General features: G+C 62.3%; 22 protein-coding genes and 1 pseudogene. 8 read left to right on the forward strand and 15 right to left on the reverse strand.

Annotation, left to right across the window (positions count from 1 at the left end; translation table 11 throughout):
• Positions 1 to 107: 107 nt before the first annotated feature.
• From rlxS to J6500_RS04870, 7 genes are all read right to left on the reverse strand, one after another.
• Entirely contained in the window at positions 108 to 2,075 is a 1,968-nt protein-coding gene (gene rlxS, locus J6500_RS04840) for a relaxase/mobilization nuclease RlxS (protein ID WP_225711541.1), read from the reverse strand.
• A gap of 590 nt (positions 2,076 to 2,665) precedes the next feature.
• Complete coding sequence (locus J6500_RS04845; RefSeq protein WP_225711778.1) at positions 2,666 to 2,977, reverse strand: DUF736 domain-containing protein; 312 nt, start codon at positions 2,975 to 2,977, stop codon at positions 2,666 to 2,668.
• Between the two features lie 722 nt (positions 2,978 to 3,699).
• Entirely contained in the window at positions 3,700 to 5,706 is a 2,007-nt protein-coding gene (locus tag J6500_RS04850; RefSeq protein ID WP_225711542.1) for a ParB/RepB/Spo0J family partition protein, read from the reverse strand.
• A gap of 1,129 nt (positions 5,707 to 6,835) precedes the next feature.
• The gene (locus J6500_RS04855) at positions 6,836 to 7,003 is read right to left on the reverse strand and encodes a hypothetical protein (protein ID WP_225711543.1); all 168 of its coding nucleotides are present in this window, start codon (positions 7,001 to 7,003) and stop codon (positions 6,836 to 6,838) included.
• 364 nt (positions 7,004 to 7,367) lie between these two features.
• The gene (locus tag J6500_RS04860) at positions 7,368 to 7,511 is read right to left on the reverse strand and encodes a hypothetical protein (protein ID WP_225711795.1); all 144 of its coding nucleotides are present in this window, start codon (positions 7,509 to 7,511) and stop codon (positions 7,368 to 7,370) included.
• A 32-nt stretch (positions 7,512 to 7,543) separates the two neighbouring features.
• Complete coding sequence (locus J6500_RS04865; RefSeq protein ID WP_312018192.1) at positions 7,544 to 8,044, reverse strand: response regulator transcription factor; 501 nt, start codon at positions 8,042 to 8,044, stop codon at positions 7,544 to 7,546.
• 9 nt (positions 8,045 to 8,053) lie between these two features.
• Positions 8,054 to 8,416 (reverse strand): PRC-barrel domain-containing protein, encoded by a 363-nt coding sequence (locus tag J6500_RS04870; protein WP_225711544.1) that lies wholly within the window; start codon positions 8,414 to 8,416, stop codon positions 8,054 to 8,056.
• Between the two features lie 400 nt (positions 8,417 to 8,816).
• Here J6500_RS04870 and J6500_RS04875 point away from each other — a divergent pair, with 400 nt between their 5' ends.
• Positions 8,817 to 9,146, forward strand: a complete 330-nt coding sequence (locus J6500_RS04875) for a protein-L-isoaspartate O-methyltransferase family protein (RefSeq protein ID WP_225711779.1) — start codon at positions 8,817 to 8,819, stop codon at positions 9,144 to 9,146.
• Positions 9,128 to 9,418, forward strand: a pseudogene (locus J6500_RS04880) (3'-5' exonuclease); the annotation flags it as partial. The gene J6500_RS04875 and the pseudogene J6500_RS04880, both read left to right, overlap by 19 nt.
• A 19-nt stretch (positions 9,419 to 9,437) precedes the next feature.
• Here J6500_RS04880 and J6500_RS04885 read toward each other — a convergent pair.
• The gene (locus J6500_RS04885) at positions 9,438 to 9,626 is read right to left on the reverse strand and encodes a DUF3606 domain-containing protein (protein ID WP_050631509.1); all 189 of its coding nucleotides are present in this window, start codon (positions 9,624 to 9,626) and stop codon (positions 9,438 to 9,440) included.
• A gap of 396 nt (positions 9,627 to 10,022) precedes the next feature.
• On the opposite strand from J6500_RS04885, the gene J6500_RS04890 reads away from it, so the two are divergent.
• Genes J6500_RS04890 through ligD (J6500_RS04900) form a run of 3 tightly spaced genes read left to right on the forward strand, consistent with a single transcriptional unit; the run spans position 10,023 to position 13,228 of the window.
• Positions 10,023 to 11,705: a DNA polymerase/3'-5' exonuclease PolX gene (locus J6500_RS04890; RefSeq protein ID WP_225711545.1), complete on the forward strand. Its 1,683-nt coding sequence runs from the start codon at positions 10,023 to 10,025 to the stop codon at positions 11,703 to 11,705.
• Complete coding sequence (locus J6500_RS04895) at positions 11,705 to 12,268, forward strand: MOSC domain-containing protein (RefSeq protein WP_225711546.1); 564 nt, start codon at positions 11,705 to 11,707, stop codon at positions 12,266 to 12,268. The genes J6500_RS04890 and J6500_RS04895 overlap by 1 nt, the downstream gene beginning before the upstream one ends.
• 12 nt (positions 12,269 to 12,280) lie before the next feature.
• Positions 12,281 to 13,228, forward strand: a complete 948-nt coding sequence (ligD, locus tag J6500_RS04900; protein ID WP_225711547.1) for a non-homologous end-joining DNA ligase — start codon at positions 12,281 to 12,283, stop codon at positions 13,226 to 13,228.
• A 22-nt stretch (positions 13,229 to 13,250) separates the two neighbouring features.
• Here the strand turns inward: ligD (J6500_RS04900) and rnhB are convergent, their stop codons facing one another.
• Complete coding sequence (gene rnhB, locus J6500_RS04905) at positions 13,251 to 14,075, reverse strand: ribonuclease HII (protein ID WP_225711548.1); 825 nt, start codon at positions 14,073 to 14,075, stop codon at positions 13,251 to 13,253.
• 135 nt (positions 14,076 to 14,210) lie between these two features.
• Between rnhB and J6500_RS32145 the strand changes: the two genes are divergently transcribed.
• Together J6500_RS32145 and J6500_RS04915 are read left to right on the forward strand one after the other, a co-directional pair.
• Entirely contained in the window at positions 14,211 to 14,867 is a 657-nt protein-coding gene (locus J6500_RS32145; protein WP_376707755.1) for a DNA topoisomerase IB-related protein, read from the forward strand.
• 969 nt (positions 14,868 to 15,836) lie between these two features.
• Positions 15,837 to 16,127 carry a hypothetical protein gene (locus J6500_RS04915; RefSeq protein ID WP_225711550.1) on the forward strand — a complete coding sequence of 97 codons (291 nt, stop codon included), beginning with the start codon at positions 15,837 to 15,839 and terminating at the stop codon, positions 16,125 to 16,127.
• 199 nt (positions 16,128 to 16,326) lie between these two features.
• On the opposite strand, the gene J6500_RS04920 is transcribed toward J6500_RS04915, so the two are convergent.
• The 6 genes from J6500_RS04920 to J6500_RS04945 all read right to left on the reverse strand — a co-directional run bounded on the left by J6500_RS04920 (position 16,327) and on the right by J6500_RS04945 (position 19,158).
• Complete coding sequence (locus J6500_RS04920) at positions 16,327 to 16,488, reverse strand: DUF2934 domain-containing protein (RefSeq protein ID WP_225711551.1); 162 nt, start codon at positions 16,486 to 16,488, stop codon at positions 16,327 to 16,329.
• A 1-nt stretch (position 16,489) separates the two neighbouring features.
• On the reverse strand, positions 16,490 to 16,690 hold the full coding sequence (locus tag J6500_RS04925; RefSeq protein WP_312018193.1) for a hypothetical protein: 201 nt from the start codon (positions 16,688 to 16,690) through the stop codon (positions 16,490 to 16,492).
• A 115-nt stretch (positions 16,691 to 16,805) separates the two neighbouring features.
• On the reverse strand, positions 16,806 to 17,006 hold the full coding sequence (locus J6500_RS04930; protein ID WP_225711553.1) for a hypothetical protein: 201 nt from the start codon (positions 17,004 to 17,006) through the stop codon (positions 16,806 to 16,808).
• Positions 17,007 to 17,134: 128 nt separating this feature from the next.
• The gene (gene ligD / locus J6500_RS04935) at positions 17,135 to 18,031 is read right to left on the reverse strand and encodes a non-homologous end-joining DNA ligase (RefSeq protein WP_312018194.1); all 897 of its coding nucleotides are present in this window, start codon (positions 18,029 to 18,031) and stop codon (positions 17,135 to 17,137) included.
• A gap of 678 nt (positions 18,032 to 18,709) precedes the next feature.
• Positions 18,710 to 18,937, reverse strand: a complete 228-nt coding sequence (locus J6500_RS04940) for a hypothetical protein (RefSeq protein WP_225711554.1) — start codon at positions 18,935 to 18,937, stop codon at positions 18,710 to 18,712.
• Positions 18,931 to 19,158, reverse strand: a complete 228-nt coding sequence (locus tag J6500_RS04945; protein ID WP_225711555.1) for a hypothetical protein — start codon at positions 19,156 to 19,158, stop codon at positions 18,931 to 18,933. Before J6500_RS04945 ends, J6500_RS04940 begins: the two co-directional genes overlap by 7 nt.
• Positions 19,159 to 19,194: 36 nt before the next feature.
• Between J6500_RS04945 and J6500_RS04950 the strand changes: the two genes are divergently transcribed.
• The gene (locus tag J6500_RS04950) at positions 19,195 to 19,728 is read left to right on the forward strand and encodes an IS1 family transposase (protein ID WP_225711556.1); all 534 of its coding nucleotides are present in this window, start codon (positions 19,195 to 19,197) and stop codon (positions 19,726 to 19,728) included.
• The last annotated feature ends 150 nt before the right edge of the window (positions 19,729 to 19,878 follow it).

Here is a 19,878-nt window from a genome sequence, read left to right on the forward strand (position 1 = left end):
CGCAAGTAACCAGCAATGATGTCAGCATCTTGCATGAAACTCGAGAGATTTAGCGCGAACGGCTTCGGAGAGAAACTCCAATTCGCTCCCGCGTAGCCCTGCGCCCTTCAGCGTCCGAGCCCACGCTTGATCCCGATCGACCAGGAGATGCCCTCTCCGCCCACACTGCCGGTGACCAGTTGTCCGCGCGCCCTCTCCAGCACTGGTCTCCAGGGTACCAGTGCGAAATCGTGGGAGCGCTCGATGAGAGCGAAGCGGCCGCTGTTCAGCGTCAGCATGCGCCGGTAGACGCCACTGATGCTGTCACCGCTTTTGACCTCTGCACGCTCGAGCCCGGTGCGGGCGGAGATATCCAAGGCCACCTTGGCGAGCTCCCGTCGTTCCAGCGTCCGCACCAAATCGCGCGCATAGCGCACCTGCCCGTCCTCATCGCGGGCGAGCCCCTGCTCGAGCAACCATTGTCGCCTCGTCCGCAGCGCCGTCTCGACCTCCGCGCCCATCCCGACCGGTCCGAGCGTCTCGGGCGTTCTGGCGAGAAGCTGGCGATCGAGCCACGTTGCCCCCAACGCCTGCGGCAGGTCGTCTAGTCTCTGCCATGAGAGGACGCTGACCCGGACCGGATTGCGTGAACGGTTGAGCGTCTCGTAGCGGAGCACTTTATCAAGATAGTCCTCGCCAACCTTCCAAGTGCCGTCTGGCAGTCGATCCACCAGCCTCTCGCCGCGCAGCGCCTCCAGCCGGCGCGCATGGGAAGCGACATACTCGACCGAGGCTTGCGGATCGAAGCGATGGTGCAGGTGGTCGCTGTAGACACCTTGCTGTCCGGCCGCGATCCCGGCAATCGTGCGATCGACGTCCCGCGGCTCTGCCGGGCGGGACCTGAGCTCGACGATGCTGTTTCGCATCGGGGGCTCCTCATTGACGGCGAGAATCCCGATCTCGGCGTAATGGGATCGCCCATCGATGCCATCGATCACCACATAACGGCGCTCGCTGAGCTCGTCCGAGAAGCCTTCGCCAATGACGCGACCGACGATGCGATTTTCCGTCTGCTCCGAGTCGAAGATCGCATAGTTGCCGCTGGCCCGCGCAACTCCGGCCGCAGCAAGTTCGCGATGCATGGTCTTGATGATATCGCCGCGCTCACCCATGCGCCTGAGCTTTGCTTCGAGTTCGGCATCGATCCGCCAGCGGCCGGGCTCACTCTCCTCTGCCAAGCCCGTGCGCTCCAGGGTTCGCAGTCGTCCGATCCGCGCCGTTTGCCAAGCCGGTTCCCGTCCAGAGAGCGCACCCAGCTCAAGAACTCCGTTCGGAGCATCTCGCAGGATGCTCCGGTCAAGCCGAGTGAACCGTTCGGCCGTGATCTCCTGCTGAAGCTTGCGCGCGACCTCGATCTCCGTTTCAGGGCCTAGCTCTCGTGTAATGAGCTCAGCTGCCCGCGCTCGAAAGCCATGAGCGATGTAGTCGCGGGCGATGACGAGGTCGTGTCCATTGCCGTCATTGCCGCGCAAGACGATGTGCGTATGGGGGTGGCCGGTGTTGAAATGATCAGCAGCAACCCAGTCGAGCCTGGTGCCGAGGTCCTGCTCCATCTGCCCCATGAGGTCGCGGACGAAGGGTTTCAGGTCCGCCAGCTCGGCGCTGTCTTCCGGCGCCACGATAAACCGGAACTGGTGGCGGTCGCCCGCGCTGCGTTCCGTAAAGCTCTTGCCATCGGCCCGGTCACTGCTGGCGTCGTAAAGCTCCCCTGGTTCGCCCTCGCGCGTGACACCATCGCGTTGAACGTAACGGAGGTGGGCCCGCACGGCACCTAGGTCACCTGACTTGATCCGCACGATCCGCGCCTTGATTACGACACGGCGCTGGCCTTTGCTTCGTCCGCGCCCGGCCAGCACCGCACCTTGCGCTTGGCCGCGACCGATGCGGCCGCCAGTAAACGACGAACCTGCCCGAGCGCTTGCGCCAGCCTTCGACGCTTCCTGGCGCACGCGCCGAAGATAGCTGGCCGCCCTTCCGGCTTTGCGGTTGCCAATCCGCCCGAGCTTCACGTCGAACTCGTCGTCATTCTCTCGCATGGCATGCGTCCGCAGTTGGGAAAGCTGCCGATATGTGAAGCCGACGAGCGCTCGCCAAGTCGCAGACGCAATTGCGCAAGAGAGCCATAGCGTTGGGGCGAACCTGTCGACAATGAAGATCCGAGAAGCGTCAAATCGTGGATGTGCAGACAACGGCTTAGGCGCTCTGTAGCGCCAGTGCTTTTATCTTGCCCTACATCCTACCCTGCTCCATACGCATGTCTGGTTGGCCTAGCTTTGCTCAAATCGCCACGTCAATTCACCGCGCGTTTGATCTCAGCGGCATGAATATGAACACTTTCGCTCGAGAAACGAAGGCAATCTAAGCTCTCGATACACAGGCCAACACGCCATTGCGCCTCGTGAGACACGCGAAATTGCCCCATCCCAAACCGAAATCCGAAGGCAAATCCAACGCGAAATCCCGTTCGCTGAGCCAAAACTTCGTCCAAAATCTGTCGGATCGATCGCGTTTTTGGCGGACAGGGAAGCCCTTTTCCAAAGGCATAATGCTTCGCCCGCTTCCCGAAGCGGCGCAGCAACGCCAAAAGCCCCGCCTCCGAGGAGGCGGGGCCGTTGGTTCCGGACGATCAATCGCCGCTGCGGCGCGACCAGATCAGGCTGAAGCCCTCGTCACCTTCGACCTTGACCAGCGAGGCGTAGATCGGGGCCGGGAAGCTCGGATCGTCGAGCTTGACCGAGAGATATTCGCGCTCGCTGTCGCGGGCGGTCTTCTTCCAGGCAGCGCCGAACTCGGTCGCGCCCGCAAAGATGCGGTATTCGGGAGCCTTGTCGTTGTCCTTTTCGGCTGCGACGAGCTTGGCCTTGATGTTGAGCGTCAGCGTCTTGATCGAGCCGGTGTAGCCGGCTTCGGAAGCGGTGAACATGCCGATGGTCGCCATGATGATCTCCGTCTGTTTTGCTCGGGCCGCGTCCATCGCAGCCTCGATGGCGATCCCTTGCCCGGGGAGCGATCGGCCCGCAGCCGTATGGCCCGCAGCGCCAGCGCAGGACGGCGACAAGCCTGCTTTTTTGTCTTCCCGCGAGGAATGCCGCCCCTTCGCGGCAGGGGAAAAAAGCAGGCGCAGCCGTTGCGGGAAGGCGATCGAGGCTCTTGCCGTCCCCCGGGCTTGATCAGCCCAATCGTGGCTGCATTGGACGCGAGCCGATGACCGAATTGACGGAGATCTTCATGGCGACCATCGGCCGTTCACAGCATCAGACGACGGCTGGATCGGTCGAAGAGAAGCCGATCTCCGCGCATCAATCGCGGTGACGACGCAGCCGGATCAACGCAAGCGAACCCGCCCACATTTGCATGCAAGGAACCGATCGCACCGCTGGAATTGTCCGTCCCGAAACGCGTCTCGACGGGCGCGATTAAGAGCAAGATTCGAGCTTCCCCGCCCTGATCTACGCCCCGCTGCTCAGGATCGAAGGAGCCTCGATTCAACCGTCCTGGCGACCGCAAGCAGCCGTTGATCTGCCTAGTCGTCCCCGGATCGGAGGGGGCACTTAGGCGGGCAACCGCCGCTTTCCGTCCACGAAATCGGCCGCGCACCGTCAGGTGCGCGGCCGCGATTTTGCAGCGCGCGGGGGCCGCCCGCGCGGCCCGGCGCTGGTTTCACTCCGCAGCTTCCGCTTGGGGTCCGCTGTCCTGCACCTCGCTTTGCAGACCAGCTTGCCCATGCGGCACGGCCGTCCGCAGCAGCGACGGCAGCCAGGCAGTTGAGGCCAAAAGCTGTTCAGCAGCCTGCGCCATATCGGCCTTCTTCATGTCCGTCAGGCGCCCGGCCGCCTCCTCGCCGATGGCTTCGCGGACCGCTCCCAGTATGCCAGCCTTGGTGACGCGGCCGAGATAAGTCCGCACCGTCGGCCGCCAGTAGGCCGTCATGTCGAGGGCCACGGCCTCGGCCAAACGGCGGGCCGCCGCCAAGGCGCGCGGCCTGCGGTCAAGCGGCAATTTGACCGCATTGACGGTAAGTGCGACGCAGTGCGCGAACAGCGCCATGCGGCTGTCGTGGTCGAGCTCGGCCACGAAGTCCCACAATGCGCCGACGTCTTTAGGCATCTGCCGTGCCCAATCGGCATGGCGATCCGACCATGCTTTGCCGGCCGGCGTGTCCTCGATCCCATCCGCGTGCGCAGCCAGATCGGTCTTCACCGGCTGGATGCCGACCACGTGCGCGGCCGCCCCGAGATAGAAGATTTGGGCGGCGAGCGCATGGGTGACCGCCACGATGGCGACATCCGGCTGCTCACTCAAATTGAGCCGCAGCCCCAAGGTCCGGTGCGCGGTCAGGTCGCGAACCAGAGCGTCGGACAGCTTCTGGTCCTCGTCCTCCTCATCGTTTGCGCCCTCGTCATCTTCGCCATCCGGCGTTCCCTCCTCGCCGTCCTGGTCGTCCTCATCCCGCGCCTCGGCATCGCCTTCCGGTCCGGCTTCAGCCTCGGACTTCTCGTCTCCGGGACGGATAAAGCCGCGCTCGATCCGCACCGTGCCATCGTGATTGAGCGTCACAAACGCGCCGCCGCGCGCGACGTCGGCCGCATCATAGGCCAGCCGTTTGGCCTCCAACCGCTCGATCTCGGCCTCCAGTTCACCGAACCGCGCGTCAACCTCGTCAGGCAGCTCCTCAGCGGTCTGGTGCTGCTCGGTGAGCCGGTCGAACTCGCTCTGGACCGCCAAAAGGGCGGCCTGATCCTCCGCCAACAACTCGACCGGATACGGATAGACGCGGCGCATGCCATGGGCATGCGGGAAGTCGAGATGGGCCTCCGTCCACTTCCATCCCTCGGCCGCCCGCAGAGCATCCGCTTCACGATTGAGCCTTGCCGTCACCAAGAGATCGAGCAGCGCGACGTCCTCCAGATAGCCGCCGCGATCCTCGGTGAAGAGGTCGCGCAGGACCGTGCCGCCCGCCTCCGTATAGGCCTCGAGGCCAACAAAACGCGCTCGGCGATCAGTGGCCGGAACGTGGGTTTCGGTGAGCAGACGGCGGATGGCCGAGGCATCAGGGGTAAAGGGCAGGCGCTCATAGACCGCTTCCTGCCGGGCATGATCATCCGTGATGGCAAACGCCATCAGCTGTTCAAGAGCCAGATCGCCATCGCGATAGAGCTGCATCAATTTGGGCGACACCGCCCCCAGCCGCAAGCGCTGCCGCACCACATGCGCCGTCACCCCGAAGCGCGCCGCGATCTCCTCCGCACCGAGCCCGCGCTCGTCCGAAAGCTTCCGGAACGCCTCGAACTCGTCGGCCGGATGCATCTTCTCCCGGGTGACATTCTCGTCCAGGCTGATCTCGTGGGCATCGTTCGCGGTATCGACAATGCAGCGGATCGGCTCGCTCTTCCTGATCTCCTTGCGCTGGACCCGCAACAGCTGGGCGAGCCGCCTGCCCTCGCCGATGGTCACGCAGAAGAAGCCCGTCGGTGCCCCGTCGCCATCGACCTCCGGCTCGACGACCAGATTCTGCAGGATGCCCTTGGCCGCAATGCTTGCCGCCAAGGCCTCGATCGTCGCCGCGCTGTGCGGCGTCTTGCGGGCATTCTTCGGCGACTTCTTGAGCTTGCTGAGCGGAATGCGAACCTCCGTTCCATCAGGTATTCCGATTGACTTGGCCGACATGATCGATCTCCTTTTTGGCTTGATGGGTGCAAGGCGCACTCCGCGCCTGCGCCCCTGCCCGTCGGCGAGACCGGGGGTAGCAAGCGCCAGGGCGACCCGAGCGGAGGGGGATCGCCCGCCCCAATTGGGGCCGCTCGATAGAAGCGGGTCTGCACAAGCGCGTCCTACATTGTCCAAAGTCGGCAAATGAGCAGAGCGCGGAAGACCGGGGAGACCGCTCGGGTTGGCGCCGGCATCGGCCGGCGCTTTACCCTGGCGCGCGCGAGGGACGGCGTCCCTTAGCTCTCGATGATGAGAACGCTGAGCAACCCGGAACAATTGAAATCAAGCCGCAGGTGACAAGATCAAAAACGCAGCCGCCGATGGGGCAGTGATAGCGACGCGGGCATGCAATGTCCGCGGGCCTTGAGGCGACTGCAGTCGAACGACCGGTCAACAAGGCACCCGAACGCGGGACAGTGATAACGACGCCGGCACGCAATGACGGCGGGGCCCGCGGGCGAGTGCCTCCGGCGAGCGACACATTATATTTATCTCGACTTGCGCGAAGGATCGAAGCCGGATGGCCGAGACGCCACGCGGCTCGGTTCTCGAGAGCCTAGTGCGGCATTGCCGCACGCGCCATGCAATTACAACGTTTGAGGGCTCTGGATCCCGTCGCTACCTCTTATCAACGGTGACGACCATAGCGCCAAAGCCGGGCTGTGCCGGATCCAGGCTGTTGCTGACGACTGAACTCCTCAGCAGCGGAATTGCGATTATGTCCGGAATAATTCCCGCGGAGAGCAATTGAAGGAAGCAGATCGTCCGCGCAATGTCGGCTTCAACGACCTGTCGAAACGAACTATTTCGAACGCGTCGCATTGTGCCACTCCGAACCGCGCGGCATTATTTCAACAGCACGGGACCCGCGTCGATTCTGATCCGAAACAACGTGGTAACAGCACCTGAGCGCGCTCATGCCGATCGGTACGTATTCAAGTGTACGCCCGGGCCGGCTATTCGCTTTGAGCCACGTCAACTCGCGCGGACTGCGACGCCGAGGTATTCCGCGGGACGTCGCGCTCACCGAAGAGGTCGTCGCCCTTCGCCCGCTTCAGGTCGACTTGTGGACGGGCGGCGAATTCATTCACTCGTCGCTCGGACCGGCCCCATCGCCCAGCTCGAGCAGATTCAGCGCCGTCTCGATCTGGGCGAGTAGCGCCTGGATTTCCTCGCGCTCGTTGGGGCCTGGTTCGTTCTCCAGGCGTTCCAGGAGCGCCTGTTTCCGCGCGAGCAGCTTTGCGACCGTCGACATCGCGCCTCCCCACGTTTGCCATCGACAAACGAGGTGGTGCGCCCACGACGAACTTGCCAGTCCCGGCCCTGCGAGGCCCGGACCGGGGTCGGGCCCATTTTTCCCGGCTCACTATTTCGCCGGCGGCCGCAGCGGGCCTTCCACCCAGTTCCGGGCGGCGGGATCGTGCAGCGGATCATCATCGCAATCGGGGCAGACGTAGCGCTCCCCGCCTCTGGCCCTCTCGTCGCGCACAAGCTTCATCGGCCGCCGACAGTGCGGGCACGGCTTCGGGATTGGATGCAGCAGCGATATTTGGCTTTCCCGCCTCGATCAGCGTAGTGCCGTTTGCCAGGCGGGGACAAGCGATCTCTTGACCTGAGCCTCACCGACCATCGAAGATCGGCGTTCGGCGATGTTGTGGGGTGGCGTCATGGAAGAGTTCTACAGCGGCTTCGCGCAGCGGGCGCGCGATCTGGCGGAGAAGGCCGACCCGTTCACCAAGCGGCGGCTTCTCGATCTGGCTCAAAGGTACGAGCTCAAGAGCAGACCGGGACCGAGCTACGGACGACCCTCACCGCCCCCGCGATCAACCCCGCCGACGGTCCTCTTCTCCGGCTCCGGCGAAGCCTGACACCGGGACCCGCTTTCGCCCTGCAAACCGCGGTGTCCAGGGGATCCTCCCGGCGATGTCGCGCCAGCGAGCAGCTGCGAGATGGCGGCCGTCAATTGCGCTGGCGCAAAGGGCTTCTCGATCAGGACGCTGCGGTCGACGCCTTGCGATTCCCAGTCCGTCGCGCTGGCGCTCGTCATGTAGAGCACGGGGAAGTCTGGCGTGATTTCCCTGATCTGCCTCGCCAGCTCCCATCCGCTAATGCCGTCACCCAGGTTGACCGTGAGCGGCGCCCGACATCCCTCGCGGCCGTCGCGAAAGGTGGTTAGGGCCGCTTCCCCCGAATGGACCGGGCAGGCCTCAAAACCGCCGTCGAGCAAGGCGTCCTCGATGAAGCTGCAGATCAGCGCTTCATCCTCCACGACCAGAACACGTACGGCACCACCCACTTTCAGGCCTCAGGCCACCGGCACACCGTAGTAGGCGTTCACGGAGCGCGTGGTCGCGGGGTCGCTCCAATTCCAACTGCTCTCGTCGGCATATTTGGGGGCGCCGCGGAGCTGGTCCTGAGTGATGCCCGTGACGTAGCCGCCGAGGTTGGTGTCGTATTTCAGCGCCTGCCAGGGCAGCGGATAGTGATCGTCACCGATGCCGAGCAGACCGCCGAAGCTGAGCACCGCGTACGATACCTTGCCGCTGACCTTGTCGATCATGACGCGCTCGATGTAGCCGACCTTCTCTCCGTTCGCTCCGTACACGTTCGTGCCCTCGACCTTGTCGCTTCCGATGAGACTGAACGTCTCGCGCTCTTCCCTGGCCATGTTGACCTCCGGGGTGTTGTCCTCCGGAGTCAACCGCAGGATGATCTCACTGTTCCTGGCTAAAAGCCCTAGCCGCGGCCACCGGACCGGATGAGGCTGCCGCGCTGCCCGCCCTAGAAAGGCGCCCGGCCTCGAAGTCCTGCGCGGAAACGGATTGCGGAAAGATACAGCCTCGCTCTTGCAGACCCTAGTTTGGCGCTGGATCGGAGGCTGTTCCGGAGATCAGCCGCCTCGCCGACAGAGCCAGCCCGTCGCGGCTTTGCCGGGGTCCAGGGAGCAAACCGTCGGTACCCGCGTTTTCCGTATCTGTCACGGCGATCAACATGCCTGGAGCCAAGAGGTCATGCGCGCGGCCAAGGAGAGCAGACGGTCCAAGAAGTCCCGCTTCCTTCGCGACGCGATGGTCGACGTCCAGATTGCCAGCCGCGGCGTTCGCAACAAGCGGGTCCTGCTCTCTATGCGGCAGATCCCGCGCGAAATCTTCCTTGAGCGGCGGTTCGCGGAGGCCGCGTATGAAGACGGTGCCGTGCCGATCCCGGAAGGACAAACCCTCTCTCATCCCTACATCGTCGCCAGAATGCTCGAGGCTGCTGCAATCGCGAAGTCCATGGCGGATGCATTTGACCGCTGGATCGAGCACGCGACGCCTTCCGGATCGTGCTCGTCGAACCGTCTGTCGGCGGCTTCGGGGGACGCGAAACACCTTCACCCGATTGCCACGCTCTTCTGAAAGTCCTGGACTTCACGCTGCCGACCACCGGCGCGCCTGCTCACGCTGCTGCTCGAGACCGCCCGCAAGCCGACGATGCGCGTTTGGGCGGAGCAGACCGCTTTTTCCCTGAAGCGCCGCGGGTATCGTTGGAACGACGGCAGCGACGGTAGGCCGAAGTCGATGTCGACGAGGCCGGCCTGGACGACGAGATCGCGTTCCTCAGGGCCGAGATCTACATCCGCGAGGTCGAGCCCAGCGTGCAGAGGCGGACCGCCTTTACTCGCTTCTCGGCCGGCGATCTTGTCGGCGCTATCGGCCCAGACGCTTCTCGACGCGCTTCCGGGAGTTGCCGACTTTCTTGACGGCCTTCTTCACGGCGGATGCCGAGCGGCCGGTCTTCTTCGCTTCGTACCTGACTTCATAGTCCTGGCCCTTGGCCACCCGCGCTCGGTCCTGTTTGCGTCCCCGCGCCGTCTTCGTCTTCTTCGCTGCTGCCACTGGCTCCTCCTCTTGCGAATGATGCCAGTGCAACGCCGCTAGGATTCGCGGGGTTCCCAGTCTGTACCCCGTCGATCCCGACCGAACTAAAGGCGAAAGCCGGCGTTTACCTGGACCATGTCAGACGCATTCGACTATTTCCGAGCCTACGCTGTCCGAGCTCTTTGCATGGCGAGATCGATGCCACGGGGGAGGATGAAGCATCTGCAGCTGGTCGCGGGGCGGATCTACAATCTCCTCAAGAAGGAGGCCGCGTACGGCCCCAATACCCAGCATCTCGAGGACTTTCGCGCAGCTCGGAAGCTCGAGAGCTCTCTCGATGGGCGACCAAGTGACCGCTCGGGCTACCGCCTTGCTGCGGCGCCGCCGCAAAGCGTGGAGCGGGAGGCTCGCTGAATGCCTTCGCTCGACGCTCGCGCTGTGGCAGGTCTCCTGCGAGAGTACGCGCAGCGCACCGCCCTGCGAGGCGGCAACCCCTATCGGTCGAAGGCCTATTCGAGAGCCGCCGATAGCCTGGCGGCAATTGCCGTTCCTCTGGACGTGCTCATCGCCGAAGATCGGCTGACGGAGATCCCCGGGGTCGGTGATGCGATCGCCGACATCATCATCAAGCTCCACAAGACGGGCAGCCATCCGAGCCTCGAAAAGCTGCGGAAGGAGATACCTGCTGGTGTGCTCGAGATGCTCGCCGTGCCCGGCCTTCGTCCGGAGAAGGTGTTGCGGCTCTACAAAGATCTGGGCATCGCTTCCCTCGCCGAACTGGAGGCCGCCGCTAAGGACGACCGAATCAAGAGGGCGAAAGGGCTCGGCGCCGCGCTGCAGGCCAAGATTCTGCAGAACCTGGCCATCGCCAAAAGCGGAGAAGGCCGCCTCCACCTGCACCGTGCCGCCGCCCTGCTGGCGCATGCGAAGGAATCGATCCGCAAGTCTCGCCCCGAACTCAAGCGCGTGACGATCGCCGGCGATTTCCGTCGTGGCTGCGAGCTCGTCGGCGATTTCGCGATGGTCGCAGAAGTTGCAAAGGCGGCGAAGACTTCAAAGGCGCTGGCGGCGGACGGATTGCAGGTTCACGTGTCCGACCGCAATCACTTCGGCGCCTCCCTTCTGTTCGCCACCGGCTCTTCCGCTCACATCGAGCAACTTCAATCGCTGGCCGCCGAGAAAGAGATGATGTTGGAAGCGGACGGCTTGCACAAGGAGCGCACCCTGATCTCCGGGGAGGAGGCCGAAATCTATCGTGCTCTCGGCCTGCCTTTCATCGATCCCGAACTCCGGGAGGGGCGCGGCGAGATCGAGCTTGCCCTGAAGGGCAAGCTGCCGAAGCTCGTCACCGATCAGGACCTTCGTGGAATCCTTCACTGCCACACCGACGCCTCAGACGGGACCGAGACCCTGGAGACCATGGCCAAAGCCACGCGCCAGCGCGGTTTCGAGTATTTCGGGGTCGCGGACCATTCAAAGTCCGCGCACTATGCGGGCGGTCTCTCGGTCGAGGAGATCGCGCAGCAGCACCGAGAAGCCGACCGGTTGAACAAGCGGTTCGGCAAGGATTTCCGGATTCTGAAAGGCATCGAGTCCGACATTCTGGCCGACGGTTCCTTGGACTATCCGGACGACGTGCTGGAGCGCTTCGACTTCGTGGTCGCGAGCATTCACGGCCGCTTCAAACTGGACCGCAAGGCGCAGACGCAGCGCCTGCTGCGCGCTATCGCCAATCCTCACACCACGATCATCGGCCACATGACCGGTCGGCAGCTCCAGCGCCGGCCAGGCTACGAAATCGACATCGAGAAGGTGCTTCGAGCATGCGCCAAGCATGACGTTGTCGTCGAGATCAATGCACACCCGTGGCGGCTCGACCTCGATTGGCGTTGGCACCAGGCGGCCCTTGAGTTCGGCTGCATGATGAGCATCAATCCGGACGCGCACTCGATTCCGGAACTCGACCACATGCACTGGGGTGTCGAGATGGCGCGCAAGGGCGGCGTGCCCGCGGCCCGGGTGCTGAACGCGATGACGCTGCCGGAGATCACGCGTTACCTCCGCCAGAAGCGGCGCTCGCTCGCCCGGGCAGCCTGATGCCGCAGGCGAATCATCTCTCGCTCGAGGGAAAGGTGGTGGCGGTCGCCGCCGATCGCGGGCACCGCTTCAGCAAACGGGTCCAGGAGCGCATAGTCTTGGTGGCAGGCCACGGCGTCGAAGGCGACGCCCACGCCGGCCCTTTCGTCCGGCATCGCTATCTGGCTCGCCGCAGACCCCGCCTGCCCAATCTCCGGCAGGTCCACCTGATCCCGTCCGAGCTGTTCGCGAACCTCGGCAAAGCTGGCTTCTCAGTCGCAGCAGGAGATCTCGGTGAGAACATCACCACCGTCGGCCTGGATTTGGAGCGGATGCCCCTCGGCACCCTCATCGAACTGGGGCCTACGGCCATCGTCGAGCTGACCGGTCTCCGGATGCCCTGTATCCTCATTGACCGCTTCCGGCCCGGCCTGAAACGGCAGGTGCTTTCGTCGGCGGAAACCGGCCCTCCATTCAAATCAGGGGTGCTTGGCCTGGTTCGGGCCGGCGGACCGGTCGCGGCGGGCGATGTCGCGCGGATTCGGCTTCCGTCCTCCTCGCTTCGAGCCTTGCCCGCTCTGTAGAAAGACCCGGCCATGGCCCGAAAATCGACCCTGCCTCATCGCCTGCAGCCCATGCTGGCCACGCTCACCGATTCACCGTTCGACGATCCCAATTGGGTCTTCGAGGACAAGTTCGATGGCTTCCGGATGGTCGCGGAAATCCGGCGCGGTCGGGTGGCGCTCTACAGCCGCAACGGGAAGATCATCAGCCACTCCTATTTGGAGGTCGCGAAAGCGCTGGAGGGCGTGAAGGGCGACGCCGTAATCGACGGCGAGCTCGTCGCGATCGGGAAGGACGGGGTATCCCATTTCCAGTTGCTTCAGAACGCCCTGCGCCACAAGGCCAAGCTCTTGTACTGCGCGTTCGACCTCATGTTCGCGGATGGCGAGGACCTGCGCGCGCTGCCGCTCCTCGAGCGCAAGAAGCGACTAAACGCCATCCTGCCGCGCCACAAGCTGATCGCATTCAGCAACCATCGCAAGGCCAAGGGAACGCAATTCTTCGCCGAGGCCGAGCGGAGACATCTCGAAGGCATTATGGCCAAGCGCGCCGACAGCCCGTACGCGTCTGGGCGCCGGACCGCCGACTGGCTGAAAGTGAAGACCGCGCGGCGGCAGGAGGTCGCGATCGCCGGGTTCACGGCGCCGCGGCGAACGCGGCCCTTTTTCGGCGCGCTCGTGCTGGCGGTACGGGAAGATGATGCATGGCGGTACATCGGCCACGTCGGCACCGGTTTCAGCCACCAGGTCCTTGAAGAGCTTCACGGCAAGCTCATGAGGCTCAAGGCAGCCAAGTCGCCCTTTCCTGCCAAGGTGAAGGATGAGCAAGTCACGACCTGGGTGCGCCCTTCGCTGGTTGCGGAAGTGAAGTTTGCGGAGTGGACGAGCAAGGGCGAGCTGCGTCAGCCGGTCTATCTTGGCCTGCGGTCGGACAAGAAGGCCAAGGGTGTCGTTCGCGAAAAGAGTTGGTCGCGGAAATAACTCCGAGCGTACGACCCGGAATTCAGCCGGCTTCGCGTTCGGATGCTGAAGGCCATGGAGGTAGCGGCGGCAACCCGAGAGCCTTGCGTACAGGTCCGAACGACTTCCGGTGGGCTGCGCATGCACCAAGCTGAGCAAGGGCCTCGTAATGAGCCGGCACCGGGTAGCCCTTGTGATCCGCAAATCCGTAGCCGGGGTGACGCACGTCGAGCGCCCGCATGACGGTGTCGCGCTCGACTTTCGCGAGGATGGAGGCGGCGGCGATGCTGGCGGACTTGGCGTCGCCTTTGATGATAGCTTGCTGCGGGATGTCGATTTCCTTCAACCGCTTCGCATCGATCAGCAAGTGCTGCGGCGTTAACCCGAGCCCCCGGACGGCACGCTGCATAGCCTGGATGCCTGCCCAATAGATGTTAATCGCATCGATCTCCTCGACTTCGACGAACGCCACACACCAACTCTCCGCCTTTTCCTTGATCTCCTTCGCGAGTTCTTCGCGGGCCGCGGCGTCGAGTTTTTTCGAGTCGTCGATTCCGACTATCCGCGTGCCGGGCTTCAGAATCACGGCGCCAGCGGAGACCGGTCCGGCGAGAGGGCTCATTCCGGCCTCGTCCACGCCTGCCACAGCATGTTGGCCGCTTTCCCAGAGAGAAGTCTCGAAGCGGAGCATCTTGCGGAGGCGCTGCCCTTCGGACCTGTTTTCGAAACGCCGTTTATCGATTGAAGCCAGGATGGCGCGAGCTCCCGCGCGGGTGTCGGCCCGCAAGATCTGCTCGACGCTGGCCTCGAGCGGCCTTTTCTCGACGACATAGCGCTGGCGCAATACATCGAGTGAGAACTGGAACATCGCGGCCTACGTGATGACTGACTGTGGAGTAGCGTGTGATGAAACTTTGTGGCGATTGTCTGAAGTTGAGCCCATGCCCTCATCGACTGCGCATGCCTTGTCAAAGGAACCGGGCCAGTTCCCGTCAGAGGGCCGATGTGCACGGTCACCGAATTTACACATCGCGTCCGCCAAACCCAGACAGGAACCAACCCGTGTCTTGATCCCGCCATCATCCGGCGCATCAAGTCCATCGGCATCCCGCCCGCCTACGAATCTGTATGGATCTGCCCCTCGCCCAAAAGCCATATCCAGGCGACCGGGCTCGATGCGCGAGGGCGCAAGCAGTACCGCTACCACGCGAAATGGCGCGAGCTGCGCGACCAGAACAAGTACGAGCACATTATCCAGTTCGCCGCCGCGCTGCCCGCGCTGCGCGACCGTGTCGCCGTCGTTGGCCCTAGCCGAATTCAAGAAATAGGACAGCCAGGCCGAGGCGAAGCGCAACGTCGTCGCAGCGATCGAGAGGGTCTCGAAGCAATTGGGCAACACACCAGCGATCTGCCGCAAGTGCTACGTGCACCCGGAAGTTCTGAACGCCTACATGTCTGGCGACCTCGTGAAGATGATCGAAGCCAAGATCGCGCGGAAGTTCAAGCGCCAGTACGCCAAGCTCACTTCCGACGAGATCATGGTGCTGGCATTTCTCCGCAAGCGCCCTTGCTCTCGTTCGCAGCGAACAACCCGGCGAGCGCCGTCCGCTGCGAGTCCAGATGCCGCGCGGGGGCGATACCGGGGGAACTCCGATACTGATAACCGGATTCGAGACGCGTACTTGATCCGATGGCCGATCTATCCGCGACGTTCTCAAGCTCCTCCTTGGTCACCTCGATGAAGGTAGCGCCAAAGTGCCAACTTTGCCGATGACGCTACTTCAGCTCGAAAACAACAATTGCCCCGATTTATTGGGTGAACGCCACGATGGGTGCAACGCACGCGTATAGCTCGTAATTTCCCGAAAGATCCTGGATGCCAACAAGGTGGGTTTATCAGCGGGAGCTTAGGACTTAGAGTGAATCCGGGTGGATTGACGCTTCTCAACGGCTCCACTTCTGCGTGCCCGTTTCAAGATTCCCGGTAACGACTCGCCGTCCGATGAGATTGCCGTCAACGTCGTAGAGAGCGTAGACGATCCTGAGAGTGTCGCCATCGGGGCGAAGTCGGATCGACATATGCTTCTGCTTATCGACCGGTATTGCTGCTGCTCCACCATCTTGGACGCTCGAACCTTCCAGTTGTAATGTCGAAAAGCTTCCCGGCGGTGCCGAAGAGCTCGGCAGTTTTTCTTGAGCACGCCGGATTTTGCGCCGAGCGTACAATCGAGCGAGGAGGTCGACAACGAGGACATCGTCAAGGGCTACAAGGCTGATGCTGATACGTCTCGCGTCGACTCCAGCGACGACTGACAAGGAGCTTGGCGCTAAAGCAGCGGTCACCTGTCCGTCGCGCTCTGTCCGGCCACTCGGAATCCGAAAAGATCTCGTTCAACCAGCTGAACCGCGAACGACCCGGCTTGGTTCCGACATCGCGGCCCGTCCCACAGGAGGATTTTTCTCAGCAGCCGCCGCTAACTGGAAAGGTTTTCAGCGTCTTTCCCGGCGCCAAGGTCGTCGCCGACACTCCTCTTGCGTATCTCTCCCACCGCGTGCGTAACGCCCGCCAGTTGAGCTTGTTCCGGAACAAAGATGCCGATTCGTGCCTTGATAACCAGGAGGACCGAACATGGCACAAGCATCCTGGAAGCGGCCCGGCTCGCCCATCGGCAAGAAGGGACCGCGCAAAGCCAACCCGAAGTACAAGCGCCGCTCTCGGCAGCCCTGGACGGATAAGGAGGTGAAGCAGCTTCGCTCGCTGGCGAAGGCAAACACCCCTACGGGTGTCATCAGCGTCAAGATGGAGCGCCCACCTGGTTCTATCGCGAGCAAGGCGCAGCGTGAGGGTATCTCACTGAAGCCTATCAACCGCTCGCCCTACAATCGGCGGAAGAAGACGGCTAAGCGCGGCCGATACTAGTTCTCGCTGGGCGGGGTCTCCTTGAGCATCCCACCCATATCCGGCTGTTCAATTCCTGCATCGATATCGGCCGAGCTGTTGCACTCGCACCGCATGCCGGCGCCGCACATGCAGCCGGTGGGTTCGTCGGTCCAGGCGAGATGCGGGTGGTTCTCGCATACCCAGCCGAGACCGTGGCAAATGGGGCAATTAGGGTTGATCACAGCGTGTCGGGGGTACGCAGGGGTGAGCCTTTATCCTCGTTGATGAGTTCCTGCTCGGCCAGGTGCCAAAATTCCTCGTCACGACCGTCCGGCTTTCCAGCCTTCTCCCAAAGCTCGTAGGCGCGGGCAGCAACAGCTTCGTCAATGCGTTTGTTCATGTTATGCGGCTTGTGGCCTGCTCTTTCGGTAAGCGTCAATGGCGCGGTTTGCGAGCATGATTTTACGCCGCTCGCCGCCTGAGGCCAATCGGCCGATGTACTCCACGAGGAAGCGGCTTGTTTCGTACCCGTCAACGATCTCGCCGGAGCCTTCAAGGAAATCCCAGGCGATTTGAACGGCATTTTCTACAAGAACGGGCACGCGCTCACTCATGAGTATAAAACGCGAAGGTGATGGACTTCGTTCCTAAACGCGGAAGAGCCCCGCCATATGCGAGGGCTCTTGGGACTTGGAGGGAGGAGAAAACTCCAAGCCCTTACGTCGGAGGCTGCAGTCCAGATGACGCAGCCCATTGGTCGATGTGAGCAGCCGTATCCGCCCTGCGAGCTTTTTTCAAAAGCTCCTCTCGTTCGGGGCCGGCCGGAAGGTTCTTCGCCTGCTCAAGGCTATCGGCAGCAAACTTCGCCAGCCGCTCCTGGAGGGTTTCGGTTTGTTTGAAACGACGCCGCTTCTTCATGGCGCGTCTCCCTGCTTGAGTGGGGCGGGAGCGCTGTGATGAGCGATCTCATCACCGATGTTTGCCGAGGGCCGTGCGGTGATGAGACTTACTTAAGAATGAAATCGCAGGCCACGCTACAACACGTGTTACTTTTTGGAAATTCCCTTGAACGAGCTTGCGCGCAGCAATCCTTCGGACGTTAGGTCGCGGTACTCGATTTCAGCTGTAAAAACAGGCTCAACCCATGTTGCCTTGGGCTTCCTGAGTGGCTTACTCAATTTACTTTTTGGACTAATGACGCTGTCGAGCGCCTTCCGGATCTTCGCCGACGTGGTGCGATTCCAGCCGGTGCCGACCTTTCCCATATAAACAAGCTGGTTGCCATCCTGCTTGCCAAGATAGAGCGCGGCGACACCTGTCGGGTCCTTGATGAAGCCCACGACGGGGAAGCTGCCTTTGTGGGTCGTCTTCACCTTTAGCCAAGCTTCACCCCGCTCGGACCGATACGGCGCGTCGGTGCGCTTCGAGATAATTCCCTCGTAGTGGAGCTTGGCGGCATGCTCGAACAGTTGCTGACCATCGCCGGTAACGTGCTCACTGAACACCACGGGCGGTTCGAGCTGGTACGCATCAAACAGGCCCTGCAGCATGGCCTTACGTTCAAGCTGCGGTGCTTTCCTGATGTCTTGCCCGTCGAGCCATAGCAGATCAAAGGCGTAGTAGAGTAAACGGTCCTGATTGCCCCTGGCGAGTTCGGCCTGTAGCTCTGAAAAGTTGGTACGGCCCTCGTGGACCACAACGACTTCGCCATCGATGATGGCTTGGCCTGAGATGTCGAAGGCGCCGGCAATGGTGGAAAACCGCTTCACCCAGTTCAGGCCGTTGCGGGTGAACGCTTTGGCTGTGCCGTGATCAAGGTGCAGCTGGATGCGATAGCCATCGTATTTGATCTCATGAATCCAATCGGGCCCTGATGGAGCTTTGCTCCGGAGGGTCGCAAGCTGGGGTTTGATGAACCCCGGCATGGCAATACGCTTGGTCAAAACGCAACTCACAAAAAGCCCGCCGCTGGGGCCAACGGCGGGCAGCGTACAGGTTACTGCTTCCATGCGTGCAAACGCTGGCCATGGCCGCGATGTTCCTGTGGTCCAGGCCGAGCGCCAGCGCTTTGTCGCGATAGCGTGTTCTCCCGTGTTTTTACGGAGTCTGCATTGAGAGCAAGCGAGGGTAGTATCGTCGTGCCCGGGCTAGTTTCATCAAGATCGAATTTTCAGATTTCCGGTTGGGGGCCGTGATGCGTGACACGGCCCCTTTTTATTTGTGCCCGGGCGGGTCAGCTTTCGACCGGGCCCGTTTCGACGAAACCGCCCACCGGGGTCGACTTCCTTTGTTCATTCGGCGGATTGCTGCGGTCGCCCAGGAACGTCGTCGGTCGTGTCTGTTGGAGCAGTGCTTCCGACCGGGCCAAAACCTCGCGTGAACGAGCTATAACTTCGGCCAAGTGGGACGCCATCCGTCGATAGCTGTTGAGGCGTTCGGCAGATTCCGATGAGTCGAGCATCGCCCGCTCCCTCCTTGTGCAGGCGGGAGCGCGATCGGTCTCTCAGCCACCGACGCCCACGGACAGAGCCTTGGCCGGTGATGAACTACTAACCCCGGAAAGTCGGTTTGGTTCAAACGCTAAGGTTACGCGGTTTGGAGAGACGATCGGCCGGCATTCGTCAGGGGACGACTTTTCTACCAGGACCAATGCTATAGGGCCGGTTCAGGAAGAAGGCGCGATTGCCGAGGGCAGCTTCCGCGTATTGGTCAATCGCAACCTGGATGGCCTGAACATGGTGGTAGCACCAGCCTTCCCGGCAAGAGAGCTGCCGGACTTCGTTCAGGGCCTTGATGAACGGCGGCGGGTTTTCCCAATCGTCGAACCACTGCGGGCGCTCGCTCACCATTTCCGGCCTCCCAGCACGCGGCCCTTTGGCTTCGGCAACTGAGCCTTCATCCGATCCCGATCGGTACAAAGGTCGATCCTGTCGAGCATCCGTTGGAGCAAAGCTTCGGCTGAACTGGTCAGGATACCAGCTCTCTGGAGCTGGAGGATTTCCTTGCGCTGGCGGCTGACTTGCACGCGCGTGCGCTCGATCTCCGAGCGGAGGAATTCGAGTGTGGGCATGGTTCGCTCTGGATTGGCGGTAATACGGACCTGTTCGTGCAGGACCTTCGCCAGCGTGTTATTGGCGCGCCGGAGATCAGCACGGACGGCTTCCATCCGTACAAGGTATCGATCCGCGACGCCTTCAATGGCCGCGCCCATCATGGCGTGATCGTAAAGACCTACAGCGTAACCAACCTGGCTGTGAAGGAAGCCGCGCGCCGCTACAGCCCCGCCGAAGTAGTAGCTGTAACCCGCGAGGTAGAGAGCGGCATGCCGGCGAACATCTCGACCAGCTACGTTGAGCGGCAGAACCTGACGCTGCGGATGACGCAAAAGCGGTTTGCCCGGCTCACCAACGGCTTCTCAAAGAAGCTGGATCACCACGCCGCAGCCGTGAGCCTCTATGTGGCGCATTACAACCTGTGCCGCGTCCATGAGGCGCTGCGGACCACGCCAGCGGTCGCGCTTGGCGTTGCTGAGCGGGTGTGGACGATTGGCGATTTGCTGGACGCCGTGCTGCCGCTGGAGCCGAACCGGCCGGTTCGTGTAACCCGAAACTTTACGGTAATTGAGGGCGGTAAAGTTTAAGGTTGGGGAAAATTTTCTAATCAAATCATGGGTTTGTGCACCAAATTGGTGCACATCACCATTGGGCTAACCTACTGAAATTCCTCTTGATTTTTGGAACAAATCAACCACATAGTAACTTGTCTGGTCTACACAGTGATGCGCGTTAGA

It is taken from the genome of Bradyrhizobium semiaridum (assembly GCF_020329505.1).
Classification (GTDB): domain Bacteria; phylum Pseudomonadota; class Alphaproteobacteria; order Rhizobiales; family Xanthobacteraceae; genus Bradyrhizobium; species Bradyrhizobium semiaridum.

Coding starts and splice junctions, on each gene's coding strand:
- J6500_RS04845 (WP_225711778.1), bottom strand. CDS start 2,977: ATGGCGACCATCGGCATGTTCACCGCTTCCGAAGCCGGCTACACCGGC.
- J6500_RS04875 (WP_225711779.1), top strand. CDS start 8,817: ATGGTCGACGTCCAGATTGCCAGCCGCGGCGTTCGCAACAAGCGGGTC.
- J6500_RS04930 (WP_225711553.1), bottom strand. CDS start 17,006: ATGAAGAAGCGGCGTCGTTTCAAACAAACCGAAACCCTCCAGGAGCGG.
- J6500_RS04895 (WP_225711546.1), top strand. CDS start 11,705: ATGCCGCAGGCGAATCATCTCTCGCTCGAGGGAAAGGTGGTGGCGGTC.
- J6500_RS04855 (WP_225711543.1), bottom strand. CDS start 7,003: ATGTCGACGGTCGCAAAGCTGCTCGCGCGGAAACAGGCGCTCCTGGAA.
- J6500_RS04920 (WP_225711551.1), bottom strand. CDS start 16,488: ATGAACAAACGCATTGACGAAGCTGTTGCTGCCCGCGCCTACGAGCTT.
- J6500_RS32145 (WP_376707755.1), top strand. CDS start 14,211: ATGTGCACGGTCACCGAATTTACACATCGCGTCCGCCAAACCCAGACA.
- J6500_RS04940 (WP_225711554.1), bottom strand. CDS start 18,937: ATGGTGAGCGAGCGCCCGCAGTGGTTCGACGATTGGGAAAACCCGCCG.
- J6500_RS04850 (WP_225711542.1), bottom strand. CDS start 5,706: ATGTCGGCCAAGTCAATCGGAATACCTGATGGAACGGAGGTTCGCATT.
- rlxS (WP_225711541.1), bottom strand. CDS start 2,075: ATGCGAGAGAATGACGACGAGTTCGACGTGAAGCTCGGGCGGATTGGC.
- rnhB (WP_225711548.1), bottom strand. CDS start 14,075: ATGTTCCAGTTCTCACTCGATGTATTGCGCCAGCGCTATGTCGTCGAG.
- ligD (WP_225711547.1), top strand. CDS start 12,281: ATGGCCCGAAAATCGACCCTGCCTCATCGCCTGCAGCCCATGCTGGCC.
- J6500_RS04870 (WP_225711544.1), bottom strand. CDS start 8,416: ATGGCCAGGGAAGAGCGCGAGACGTTCAGTCTCATCGGAAGCGACAAG.
- J6500_RS04890 (WP_225711545.1), top strand. CDS start 10,023: ATGCCTTCGCTCGACGCTCGCGCTGTGGCAGGTCTCCTGCGAGAGTAC.
- J6500_RS04915 (WP_225711550.1), top strand. CDS start 15,837: ATGGCACAAGCATCCTGGAAGCGGCCCGGCTCGCCCATCGGCAAGAAG.
- J6500_RS04945 (WP_225711555.1), bottom strand. CDS start 19,158: ATGCCCACACTCGAATTCCTCCGCTCGGAGATCGAGCGCACGCGCGTG.